The 12,760-nt window shown below is 38.4% G+C and carries 11 protein-coding genes; 8 read left to right on the top strand and 3 right to left on the bottom strand.

Going from position 1 to position 12,760, the window contains the following annotated elements:
- The first annotated feature begins 11 nt into the window (after positions 1-11).
- Both kdsA and CBM24_RS14455 read left to right on the top strand, forming a co-directional pair.
- The gene (gene kdsA, locus CBM24_RS14460; RefSeq protein WP_088161744.1) at positions 12-827 is read left to right on the top strand and encodes a 3-deoxy-8-phosphooctulonate synthase; all 816 of its coding nucleotides are present in this window, start codon (positions 12-14) and stop codon (positions 825-827) included.
- A gap of 84 nt (positions 828-911) precedes the next feature.
- The gene (locus CBM24_RS14455) at positions 912-2,006 is read left to right on the top strand and encodes an SGNH/GDSL hydrolase family protein (protein ID WP_075992837.1); all 1,095 of its coding nucleotides are present in this window, start codon (positions 912-914) and stop codon (positions 2,004-2,006) included.
- Between the two features lie 158 nt (positions 2,007-2,164).
- Here the strand turns inward: CBM24_RS14455 and CBM24_RS14450 are convergent, their stop codons facing one another.
- Both CBM24_RS14450 and CBM24_RS14445 read right to left on the bottom strand, forming a co-directional pair.
- A complete protein-coding gene (locus CBM24_RS14450; RefSeq protein WP_088161743.1) occupies positions 2,165-3,466 on the bottom strand; it encodes a DEAD/DEAH box helicase in 1,302 nt (433 codons plus the stop codon).
- Between the two features lie 53 nt (positions 3,467-3,519).
- The gene (locus CBM24_RS14445) at positions 3,520-3,849 is read right to left on the bottom strand and encodes a DMT family transporter (RefSeq protein ID WP_075992835.1); all 330 of its coding nucleotides are present in this window, start codon (positions 3,847-3,849) and stop codon (positions 3,520-3,522) included.
- A 203-nt stretch (positions 3,850-4,052) separates the two neighbouring features.
- Between CBM24_RS14445 and CBM24_RS14440 the strand changes: the two genes are divergently transcribed.
- From CBM24_RS14440 to CBM24_RS14415, 6 genes are all read left to right on the top strand, one after another.
- Positions 4,053-6,248: a sensor histidine kinase gene (locus tag CBM24_RS14440; RefSeq protein ID WP_198385916.1), complete on the top strand. Its 2,196-nt coding sequence runs from the start codon at positions 4,053-4,055 to the stop codon at positions 6,246-6,248.
- Between the two features lie 11 nt (positions 6,249-6,259).
- Positions 6,260-6,892, top strand: a complete 633-nt coding sequence (locus CBM24_RS14435; protein WP_075992833.1) for a response regulator — start codon at positions 6,260-6,262, stop codon at positions 6,890-6,892.
- Between the two features lie 333 nt (positions 6,893-7,225).
- The gene (locus CBM24_RS14430; RefSeq protein ID WP_088161741.1) at positions 7,226-8,506 is read left to right on the top strand and encodes a hypothetical protein; all 1,281 of its coding nucleotides are present in this window, start codon (positions 7,226-7,228) and stop codon (positions 8,504-8,506) included.
- A 65-nt stretch (positions 8,507-8,571) separates the two neighbouring features.
- Positions 8,572-9,576 (top strand): YihY/virulence factor BrkB family protein, encoded by a 1,005-nt coding sequence (locus CBM24_RS14425; RefSeq protein WP_088161740.1) that lies wholly within the window; start codon positions 8,572-8,574, stop codon positions 9,574-9,576.
- A gap of 67 nt (positions 9,577-9,643) precedes the next feature.
- Complete coding sequence (locus tag CBM24_RS14420) at positions 9,644-10,183, top strand: helix-turn-helix domain-containing protein (protein ID WP_088161739.1); 540 nt, start codon at positions 9,644-9,646, stop codon at positions 10,181-10,183.
- A gap of 106 nt (positions 10,184-10,289) precedes the next feature.
- Positions 10,290-11,513, top strand: coding sequence for a retropepsin-like aspartic protease (locus tag CBM24_RS14415; RefSeq protein WP_088161738.1), 1,224 nt, complete (start codon positions 10,290-10,292; stop codon positions 11,511-11,513).
- Positions 11,514-11,578: 65 nt separating this feature from the next.
- Here CBM24_RS14415 and CBM24_RS14410 read toward each other — a convergent pair whose 3' ends face one another.
- Positions 11,579-12,736, bottom strand: coding sequence for a Gfo/Idh/MocA family protein (locus tag CBM24_RS14410; protein WP_075992829.1), 1,158 nt, complete (start codon positions 12,734-12,736; stop codon positions 11,579-11,581).
- Between the last annotated feature and the right edge of the window lie 24 nt (positions 12,737-12,760).

The raw sequence follows: 12,760 nt of genomic DNA, 5'->3' as shown, positions 1-12,760 counted from the left end.
TTTATAATTATATGATTAACAAATACATTCCCGAAATAAAGAATGGGACATCGCAGAATTTCTTTTTAATGGCAGGGCCATGTGCAATTGAGGGAGAAGAAATCGCTTTGCGTATTGCTGAAAAGATTGTTACAATTACAGATAAACTTAATATTCCTTACATTTTCAAGGGATCCTACCGTAAGGCCAATCGGTCCCGTCTAGATTCATTTATGGGAATAGGTGATGAAAAGGCGCTGAAGATTTTAGAAAAAGTAGGGAAAACTTTCGGTGTACCGACGGTGACAGATATTCATGAGAGCCACGAAGCAGAAATGGCAGCTGCATACGTTGACGTTCTTCAAATTCCAGCATTTTTGTGCAGACAGACTGATTTATTGGTTGCGGCGGCAAAAACGAATAAGGTGGTCAATGTAAAAAAAGGCCAGTTTTTGAGCGCTGGATCTATGAAATTTGCAGTAGATAAGATCGTGGAATCTGGAAATGGAAAGGTTTTTTTAACTGATCGTGGCAATACATTCGGCTATCAGGATCTCATTGTAGATTATCGAGGGATTCCCGAAATGCGTGCTTTTAACGTCCCAACAGTGATGGACTGTACACATTCCTTGCAACAACCAAATCAGACTTCTGGCGTAACAGGAGGAAAACCAGCTTTAATTGAAACGATCGCGAAAGCAGCTATCGCCGTGGGAGCTGACGGTCTGTTTATAGAAACACATCCTGATCCGGCAAATGCGAAATCTGATGGCGCCAATATGTTACATTTGGATTTACTTGAAGGCTTGATGGAAAAACTGGTACGAGTTAGACAAGCTATTTTATAGTATAATAAATAAATCACAATAAAAAGGAGCCAATAGGCTCCTTTTTTATAATCAATTATATCAAACTTAAAGCTAAATTATTATATGTTATCAAAAGTTGCGTTGACAGCGTTTTTTCTGTTGTCTTTTTCTGCCATTAAAGCGCAGGAGAATTATAGTTGGTTTTCTCCACTAGAAGATAAACATGTAGAAGGTAGGTTGGAGAATCAGAAGCTTTCAGCCTTCAACAGACTTCCCGATGAATTGGAAAGTCAGGTACGTAAACCAGTATGGGAGCTAGGTAAGAATAGCGCAGGATTCTATATTGACTTTCAAACTTCTTCGCCTGAGATTACAGTTCAATACCAAGTTGTCGGAGGCTTAAATATGCCCCATATGCCAACAACAGGTGTTAGTGGGCTGGATCTTTATGCTTATGATACGGCAAAGAAAGAATGGAAGTGGGCTTATGGCAGTTATGATTTTTCCGATACTATTTCTTATACGTGGAAGAATATCGGGCGCAATGAAAAATTTAATTACCGTTTATATCTTCCGCTCTACAATACTGTTAAGTGGTTAAAGATTGGTGTGCCAAATACGGCTAAATTAACATATACTCCTACTACAACGGAAAAACCTATTGTTGTCTATGGAACTTCGATTGGACAGGGGGCCTGTACAAGCCGTCCTGGTTTGGCTTGGACCAGTCAGGTAGGAAGGGCATTTAATCACGAGGTGATCAATTTATGTTTCTCTGGAAATGGCCGGCTCGAGCAACCTATTTTAAATATGATGAACCAAGAAGATGCCGCCTGCTATATTCTCGATTGTATTCCCAATCTGGCTATTTCGAAAACGTTAACAGAAACAAAATTGGATTCTTTGTTGGTCCATGCGGTGACATTTTTAAGAAAAGAACATCCCGCAACGCCTATCATTTTGACCCAGCATAGCTCGGGGAGTATAGCAGAAGTCTTTAATGAAGATAAAAATGCAGAGTATCAGCAAAGCAGCCGGGTATTGAAAGCTGCGTTTGAAAAATTACAATCGAAAGGAGTTCGCCAGCTTTTCTTATTGTCGAGCCAAGAGCTTAATCTGGATCTGAATTCGACTGTAGACTATGCTCATCCAAATGATCAAGGTATGGAAAGAATCGCAAATGCGTATATTAAATTGTTGAAGAAAATTCTAAAGTAGGCTTACAGTTAACAGCGACTTCACGGTATCAGCGTCCGGAATTCACTGAATCAATAATAGGGCATCGTATATGAAACAGGTTTATTGGATTAGCATACATCCGTCAGCACAAGAAATAAAAATAGAAAAGGGAAGTTTTAAACTTCCCTTTTCTATTTTTATTTCTTTTTCATTTTCATCGTCATTTTTGCCTTTTCGCCGCCTCCATAATTAAAGGTCTTGGCATTGCTTTCTTTCTTTTGGTGAAAAGCCCCGCCACGGGAAAGATCTTCTTTATTATCTTCCTCCTTGCTCGACTTTTTCTTTTTGTCGGTGATGGGATTATAGATTGCAAGATCCTCAGGTAATTCCAAAACATCCATTCTTTTACCGACGGCCTGTTCTATTTTTTTGACCATTGGTAATTCCAGATCTGTTGTGAAAGTCAACACGACCGATTCTTCATTATCGTCATTTTTAACAAGATGATTTAAGAATTCCTCCTTTTCATTTGGTAACTCAAATTGAAAAATGAATGGAATAGCGGAAAGGTCCACATCGTTTGTATTTTCCCGTGCAATAATCAAGACACGAGATTGATTATTTTCCTTGAAATCTTCCATGGTTTCGTAGCCGAAATCGTCGTAGAACAATGGATTGAGGATAGCAATTTCTTCTTTATTTCTACTGAACAAACTGCTGGCCAACTTTTGGGCAGTAAGTTTCGAGTTTACAAAGACGACTACTTTTTGAAATACTTCTTTATCCTGCAACAGAAGATTTAATAAATTGATCTTTGTTGTGAAATTAGGAACATGATATAATAATAGATCTAGGGTGTCGACAGTGTCATTTTCAAGTTCATCTATTTCGACTGAGGCACAATTTTCATTCATGAAATTGTCGATCATGTCATAAAGTTTTTGGTGTTCAACAGTACTGAAAACCAGATGTTGTACTTTTCCACAGCTTTCGGCTAATTCCCTTACTGTATTTTGCATTCCTTGTTTGATAATCTCTTCAGCATCATCAATAATTAATGTCTGAATACGATTGAGATTCAAGGCCAATTTAAGATAGATCGCTCTTGCACGATTTGGAGTAGCTACAACAATATCTTTTCCATCAACCAGTTCTTCGATTTCTTCTTCCATGCTACCTGAAGCCCGCAATCCAATTATGCGAAGACCTTTATTTTTGCTTAATTGGTAGAATCTCTCAACAATTTCGTCGATACGTTCTTCATTAGGCGCCAGGATCAAAAACTTCGGAGCTTCATCTGTTGTGAATTTCAACTTCATCAAGGTAGATAAGACATAAGTTGTGGTTTTTCCAGCACCTTCCGGAGCAATGGCAATCACATCCTGTCCACCAAGAATTCTGGAAATGCATCTACTTTGAATTTCCTTTGGAGCTAGGTAACCGAGTTCGGTCATCGTAGCAGTCAATCTTTTGCTAAGTTTTAGTTTCTCTAACGACACGTATCCTTTTATTTATGTAAGTTACAAAAATACAAATTTAGATCTTAGATCAGCTAATGTGCGCCCATTTTTGAAAAGAGATTAATAATAATGACTCCAACGACAATCAAGACCATGCCGATAATGGCTGCTGTATCGGGGATCTGTTTGAATAAAAACATACCAATCAGTGTAATGGCTACAATACCAACCCCAGACCAAATTGCATAGGATATCCCGACGGGTAGGTATTTAAGTGTGATGCTTAAAAAATAGAAGGCAATGATATAACCTACAATACAGATGAGAGTAGGCTTTATAAGGGTAAAACCTGCAGACTTCTTTAGAAAAGTGGTTGCAAATATCTCAGCGGCTATAGCAAGAAATAGATAAATGTATTTCATTGTTACAAAGGTACAATTTTTTGTTCGGTAAGGTTCGGTTAATTAGGTCAATAACAGCGAGAAGTTAAGTTTTTTTCGAGTGAATGAATTGCGTATAAGGGCAAATTTATCTAAGTTTGGCCAATTCACATAGCTAGAACAATTATTTTTTTATGGGGCATATTCAAAATTTTTGGAGATCGGTACTAATATTTTTTGTTTTTTTGTGCCTTTGTAGTGATATTCTTGCCCAAGAACAGCTGCAAGAGTTAAAGAAATCATATTACAGTCTTGCTTTAGGAAGCAAGGAGCGGTTTGTATTGACTGGAAAATATGCGCAGGCCTTATATTTTAATAATGAAAAAGTACTGGCCAGTCAACTGCTTAATGATAATATTCAGTTGGCAAGAAATTATCCTGACAAGCAATATTATGCTTATTTGAATTGTATTGCAGCAATGAACAGCTTTAACGATCATGCATATGAAAAATCACGGTATTATTTAGAACATGCTAAATCTGTGCTACCGATTGTCCGCGATAATGGAATTAAAGGCTATGTATATTATTGTGATGGATGGGTTATGACACGGCAGAATAAGGAGGATGAAGCCGTTTCTCAATTTCATAAAGCAATTTCATTTTTAGAGAAAGCTTCACAGACTGACGCAAATATCGCTCGAAAACTAGCCGTCTATAAGAAACTGACAGCAATATATGCAAACCAACGCAATTATGATTTTCAAGAAAAGTATACCTCTCTTTTGTTAGAAACGGCTAAAGAAGGGAAGAATGTCAATAGCCTATTTGACGCCTACATGCAGGCTGGTTATCTATTTGAAGAGGAGTATAGATCAAATAATGCAGATCGTGATCTATTGAGGAAAGCTGAACAACACTATCTTGAGGCTTATAATTTGATCAATAACAATGAGAAGCATCTGGTTAATCCGACTGATCTAGCGTATGTTTCAGTTAATCTAGCGAATCTGTACCATGAGTTTTATCCTGATAATGGCGGTAAGAAAGCGATATCCTACGCCAAACAGGCTTTAGATATTGCTGCTGAAACGGGGCAATATGCCATTACAATACCTGCTTATGGTATCCTCGCTGATGAGTCTTTCAAAGTGGGGCATCGCGAGGAAGGGAAAAAATATCTGCAGCAGGCACTGTACAATCTTCAAAGAGAGGCCCATTACGATTATCAAGTGGGGCTAAGCCTATTTAGTAGACTGGCTGAAGTAAGTGTTGAAGAAGGTAAATATGAAGAGGCTTTCAATTATCAAAAAAGCTACATAGATGTATTTGAAAAAGCATTTAATTCGGATAAACTCGATAAGACGAAGCAACTGGAGCTGAAGTATGAGCGTGAACTGCAAAACCAAAAGTTAATGCGGCTTCGATTGGAAGGGGAGAAAAAGGAACAGCAAATCAAGTTGATGAAAGCCTTGAATGATAGGCAGCATCAACTGGTGGAGAATTTGAAATTAAATGAACTGAATCGAACCCAGCAACTTAAAGTATTGCAGCTCGAACGGGATAAGAAGGAGCAGGATCTGCAATTAAGCCGGCTGGAAAATGAACAACGCTTACAGGAGCTTGATGTTTCCAAAAAACAGATTGCTTTCAAATCACGGATGAATTCGATCTATATCTGGTTATTTATCAGTTGTTTGATTGTGATCGTATTGTTATTTTACGCCTATTGGCAGCGTTCAAAGGCATTGAAACAAAAGGAACATTTGCATGAGCTTGAGATAGAAAAGAATAATCAACAACATGCCATTAAAAACCTGACTGCGATGTTGGCTGGGGAAGAGAAAGAGCGTACCCGTCTTGCTCGCGACCTTCATGATGGATTGGGAGGTTTACTGTCAAGTACCAAATTGGGATTATCAGCCATCAATAAAAATGCTTTGGAGCAAGACACCATGAAAGCAGGAATCGATCGAAGCATTGATTTGCTAGACGGGGCTGTCGATGAACTTCGCCGTCTTGCGCATAATCTTATGCCCGATTTAATTGTAAAATATGGTTTGAAAGAAACTTTAAGAGACTATGCAAGCCGAATGAGTCAATCTACATGTCAAGTTGAATGTGAATTTTTACAATTTGAATCAAGCCTAAGTACGGAACAGGAGATTTCTTTGTATAGAATTATTCAAGAATTGGTGAATAACGCGTTGAAGCATGCCAATGCGACCAACATTTTAATACAGCTTTCTTCACATAATAAACGTTTACACATTACAATTGAAGATGATGGCAAGGGTTTTGATATGGAAAGTGTCGATTTGCAGCATTCTGCAGGAATGCATAATGTGCGATCAAGACTTTCGTTTCTAAACGGGGAAATGAAGGTTATGTCGGAGAATGGAGCGGGTACAACCATTGAATTGGAATTACCCATGATTTAAATTTTTGGAAAATGATAAAAATAGCGATTACAGACGATCACCCTTTGCTACTTGAGGGATTGAAAAACATAATAAATGCGCATGAGGATTTTGAAGTAGTGGGCATGTATTCGAGCGCGACTGAACTGTTCCATCGTATTGCCACTGATATGCCATTGGTATTGCTACTTGATATCAATCTACCGGATGCTAACGGTATCGATTTGGTTAAAGACCTGAAGGATAGTAATAAGGATTTAAAAATTATTGCGTTTAGTGTCCACAATGAATTTGCAGTGATCAACAGCATTTTAAATGAGGGGGCAAATGCCTATTTACAGAAAAATGCGAATGGTGATGAAATACTTGCTGCCATTTCCGCTGTTCTTGTTGGAAGAAGATATCTTTGTGAAAAAACTCAGGCTATCTTGAATAAGAAAGTGGAAATGGGGCTTAAGCAAGTGCCAAAATTAACACGTCGTGAGAAAGAAGTGCTTACTTTCGTAGCGCAAGGAATGACAACAAACCAAATTGCAGATTCATTGTTTATCAGTTCACATACGGTAGAAAGCCATCGCAAGAATCTAATGGAGAAATTTCAAACCAAAAGTGTTACTGCTGCAGTAAAATCGGCTATTGAATACGGATTAATTCGGGAAACCTAATTAAATTCCCCAATTCCCTGATTTCAGGGATGAAAAGATCTCCAGGCATTTGATACTTTTGCTATTACTGATTTAAAATAGGAGGTATCAAGTGCATTGTTGAAAACTAGTATTTTGCGCTATTTCAAGAGAAGACATTGTTTCGGTCTTCGATTCATTGCTCTATTTTAAGATTCATCGGTCTATTTTAAATAGAATCTGTTTCAGAACAAAATTTCGAATCTAGGTTTTTCTTAGAGCGCCTAATACTGCGAAATATAACTTTTTCAGCTTGAGGGATCTTTCAGAGGAGCTTTTAGGAGATAAACAACCAAAATTACTGATTCAATTGATATGATTAAAAAAATAATACTTTGGACGGTAGCTGTCCTCGTACTTTTGGCGATCGTTGCCTGGGGCGGTTACATACTACGACAGCAAGAATCCTACAAATCATTGGTCCATAAAAAAAGTAAGGCTTTGTTGACCGTATCATTAGATGATATTCTTTTGAATCAGTTTTTTAATAAATGGCAGTCAGCGCCGAAAGAGGGGCAAGATTTTGGCCAAAAACTAAGTAAACTCAAAGACAACGGAATTGATATCAAAGCGAATGTATTTCTTTTTGCTTTGGAGCCCCATCCCAAAAACTTTTATGCTTTTTTTCAGCTAAAGGATAAGCAACAATTTTTGACCTTTCTAAAAGATGTGATACAGGTTGGTGCAGTGGAAAGTAATCTAGTCCCTGATGTGAGCTATGCCTATCATCAACCGAGCAAAATCGCATTTATCTGGAAAGGGGATGATCTGCTGCTAAGTCTAGGCTTTGATCTTGATACAAAGAAAGAAGAAATGCTTCAGCTAATTCAATCAAAAGAAGACCGGGTTACCATCGAACAATTTATTAACCGTCCAAGTACATTGACAGGTAAATCACTGCGTTATAGTGATATTTCAACGGATAATTTTATTGAGCTTGATTTGAAAGGAAACCATCTCGATGTGTCTGGCGAATTTTTCTCAACAGATTGGAACTTTCCGAAGGAATATCTTGTTAGAGAACTTGTTTCCGCAAAATACATAGGTAAAGCTTGGATCAATATCCCTAATAGTCAACTTAAAAATCAGCTAAAGCAATTAGTTAGCGAACTTCCTATAGCCGCTGATTCTATTATGGCACATTTGGATGGAAATTACGTCGATATTGAAATTTTGAAAAACAAGGTCATTCAAATAGATACCATTATTAATTATGCGGTTGACGAAAATTTCGAAACGATCGAAGAGAAAACACCCTACGAAACGAAAGTTCCCGAAGTAAGATTAGCGATTCGTGGAGATAACGACATGCGCAGGTTCCTCCCCAGTAAATTATTTTATCAATGGTTTCAAAAACAAGATAAGGAGTTTAGTCTGCTGACCACGTCAAAGGATATAGATAAACTTAATGTGGCTTACAATAAAACAGCTGAGCTATCCCATGTTGCAGTTCATTTGGTAGATTGGCCAAATGAAGCTAAAATATCACCGATTCTATTATTGAAAACCATCGCTTCAGATATTACGCTGAGTCTGAAAGTTGTAGACCACAATCGCTTGGTTCTCCAGGGAACTATAGCGGACTACTCGCATTAAAACACACTAATTACAAACTTTCTTCGCTTCTCAATGGTTTGTTCTTGAGTACAAAGTACAAGAACATGGATGAACGAACTAAAAGTAGAAGTAAGGTGAAAACCTATTGGCGAATTTTAAAAAGTACGGTCTTGGGATTTTTGAATGAGGATTCGATGAAGTATAGTGCTTCATTATCCTATTATACTGTTTTCTCTATTGGTCCAATATTGGTTTTAATGATTGCCTTAGCCGGAATTTTTTATGGTGAGGATGCGATTGAAGGGAAAGTATTCTTGGAACTCCGTGGATTGGTGGGAAGCAGTGCCGCAAGACAGATTCAAGAGGTTATTCAGAATTTGCAACTTTCAGGAAAGTCAAACCTGGCATTGCTTGTCAGTAGTATTACATTGATTTTAGGAGCAACGACTGTTTTTGGGGATATACAGAATTCGATCAATAAGATTTGGCATGTAAGGGCGAAGCCGAAAAAAGGCTGGCTAAAATTGATTCAGGATAGATTATTGTCTTCATCTTTGGTAATTGGTTTGGGGTTCTTGTTAGTTGTTACATTGATTGTAAATGGTGTAATATTAGCATTGACAGATCAGCTACAGCATTATTTTCCGGACATAACGGTGATGTTAATGGATGGGATTAACTTTGCATTGTCCTTCGGAATTATATTCTTGTTATTTAGTGTCATATTTAAAGCGCTTCCGGATGTCAATATACATTGGCGGACAGTACGTGCGGGCGCCTTATTTACTTCAATTTTATTTGTATTGGGACGTTATTTAATTGGAGTCTACCTGGAGCATTCTGCAACCCAAGATACGTATGGAGCGGCAGGTTCATTTGTGCTGATCCTTCTCTGGGTCTATTACACAGCAGCCATTTTATATTTTGGTGCAATCTACACAAGGGAGTATGCCACTGTAATGGGAATCCCTATTGAACCCTCGCAATATGCTGTGCACGTTGAAACGCAGGAAATTGAGCGTAATGTAACCGAAATACCTCCAGCTCCTTTAACGCTTGACGAGCAGACGGTTACCGAAGAGGATGCTAACTTTCCCAAGAAACCATAAACTTTAGATTTGATGAATTTTTACGGCCAAATTCTGTAAATTTGGTCGTAAGATCGATCTATTGTTTATGAACAAATTACAATTATTACGTGAGAAACTCAATTTAACCCAAGAGGAACTAGCACAAAAATCAAGTATTTCAGTAAGAACAATTCAGCGGATTGAAGCGGGGCAGCCACCCAAGGGCTACACCCTTCGTGCACTTGCACAGGCATTGCATGTGGACGAATCGGAGTTTTCCGCATATGATATGCCTGCTGAATCCGAAAATCTCACATGGATCAAGATTATCAACCTTTCTTCCTTACCCTTTTCTATATTGCCTCCATTAAATGTTCTGGTGCCCATTGCAATCATGCTGTTAAAAAAACAGCATTCGTATAAGGTCCGTCAGTTAATCTCAATACAAATCTTATCTACCTTAATCGCGGTGTTACTGATGCTTGTTATTTTTATACTCAACGATTGGCTAGGTATTAAAAGCAATGTGAAATTGCTTATTCCGCTATGTTGGATCCTTATGAATATAATCGTTATACTGCGAAATGCGATCGGATTAAATAAAGGTGAAAATGCACGGATTTTGCCCGATATTTGTATTTTATAGCGACTATTATACAATTGTCGGGTAACTGTCGGGACATTGTCGGGATGCAAAAGTGTACTCTTCGTCTGGTATTTTTTTTCTTTGATCTTGAAAAAAATACAAAATTATGAAAACACGCTATCAAAAAAGGAAAAGCCATATGGCCTTGGCTACCTTTGTTATTTTTCTTTCTCTTTTTACGATGACGAACGTCTTTCCACAAAATAGGATACCTTTGATCAAAGCTTCATCTGAGAAAGTCGGTATTAAAGATGGCGCCTATTGCCATGTCGACTGGAAATTAGATCCTAAAGCAAACCCTGATGTCTATTTCGTGAATATTCCAACGAAAGAAAGCACAGTCGTTTTTAAAACAGATCAGGAGGAATTAACTGTTATGACTAAACCTGGAGCAATGTATGAGTTCATCGTACTATTGAATGGTACGGATTCTTGTCACATTCGTATAAATGCTCAACTACCACCTGATCTACCTGTATTGGATCAAAATGATCCGTTTCCTATGCCAATACCTTTTCGTCTTATTGGCTCAAGGATTTTCCTGAATGGAACAATTAACAAGAAAAATGTCGCGATACAGTTTGATTTAGGAGCAGGAACAGGTGTTGTTAATAGAAATAACTCAAAGCAGCTGGATTTATCATTTTCATCGTTTACGACAGTTTCGAATACCGACGGGGTCAATAGCGAGCGGACAAGCCTAGGCAATCAATTGCGTATTGGGTCTATGGTATGGAAAAATGTATCAATGACAGAGGTCGGCAATATGAAGTCCTTTGAAGATCTTATTATAGGTAACAGTTTCTTTCGAAATCACATTATTGAAATCGATTATGACAAAATGGAATTGGTAATTCATCGCGATCTCCCCACCAAAGCAAAGGAGTATACAAAGCTTCCGATATTTTACGAACAAAATCGACCAAAGTTTAAAGCTGCTTTTAGACATAATCAACGGCAATTTGATTTTTGGTTCCTTTTTGATACAGGTCGTGATGGCACGATGTTGTTAGGTGAAGATTTTACCAGTATAGGACACAATTGGGACGATCTAGAGCCACTTACCATGATCAGTAACCGGAAGATTATCCGTTTGAATGCTTCAATAGCTGGTGTTGAATTTAAAGATATTGTGACGAATGCCGCTGATCCGGCCAAGCGTAATGGCAGACCAAGTTTATTTGGAAATCAGATTCTGAACCATTTTAATGTCATTTTGGATAATCAGGAAGGATTTCTTTATCTGAAACCAAATGGTAGGATCAAGGAACCTTATTCAAACTATGAGGGATATTTGAACCAGATGTCTCAGTCAATACAGAAAAATTAAAGTGTGCAGCCAATGTCGTTTGTTCAGGTAGCAAATGACATTGGCCACTTATGGTAAGTATATATCTAACGAATAAAATCGGTCCATTTTTGTGTTGATTTTCCCGAGGCAATCACAGTTTCTAGGAACTTCATGCCACGCAGACCATCAGCTACGGTAGGAAAATCTGTATCTTCTTCTCGCGGCTCTATACCTTGCATAGATGCCAATAGCGTGGCTGCAAAATTTCTATAAATATTGGCAAATGCTTCTATATATCCTTCGGGGTGACCGGCTGGTAGACGGATGTTATGTTTGGCGATTGGTGAAAGGTACTGTTGACCTGCACGAAATAGCTGGGTCGGCGCATCGAGCTGTTTAAAGATGAGTGTATTTGCATCCTGCTGGTTCCATTCCAATCCCCCAAGTTCACCATATACTCTAATTTTTAATGCGTTTTCTTCTCCTGCGGCAACTTGAGATGCCGATAGTACGCCTGTGGCTCCATTTTCGAATCCAAGTAATATATTGCCGTCATCTTCAAGTTTTCTTCCGGTCACAAATGTTTGAAGATCGGCGCACATTTTAGTGATTTTTAAACCTGAAATATATTCTGCTAGATGGGCAGCATGTGTTCCAATATCGCCCATACAACCACTTTTCCCACTCTTTTCGGGATCTGTTCGCCAAAAGGCCAAAGAAAGACCATTTTCGATCATCTTACTGAGCCAACCCTGCGGATATTCTACCATAATCTTTCTAATCGAACCTAATTGGCCCCCTTTGACAAGATGACGAGCTTGTTTTACCATCGGATAGGCCGAGTAGGTGTATGTAACACAGAGTATCAATCCTGTTTCAGCTACCTTTTGTTGGAGCAATACGGCCTGTTCTGTTGTCAGCGTCATCGGCTTTTCAAGCACGACATGGAATCCATGTTCCAGCGCCATCATTGCTGGTTCAAAATGAGCAAAATTCGGCGTGACTATACTGACAAAGTTCATGCGGTCATCCGCTGGGCGCTTACTTTCCTTGACAATCATTTCCTGATAACTTCCATAGCTCCTTTCCTCTGGAAGACCTAAAAGCGCGGCGGATTCTTTTGCAACGAGGGGATCAGCGCTCAGTGCGCCGCAACATAATTCAATCTGACCATCAATTCCTGCAGCCATACGATGTACAGCCCCAATAAATGCATTTTTTCCACCGCCGACCATGCCCATTTTTAGTTTTGTATTGTGCATAAAGTTGAATTTTTAATGCCGATA

The organism is Sphingobacterium sp. G1-14 (assembly GCF_002196555.1).
GTDB lineage: Bacteria > Bacteroidota > Bacteroidia > Sphingobacteriales > Sphingobacteriaceae > Sphingobacterium > Sphingobacterium siyangense.
Note: the sequence above shows the minus strand (reverse complement) of the source record. Positions and strands in the feature narration are given on the sequence as shown.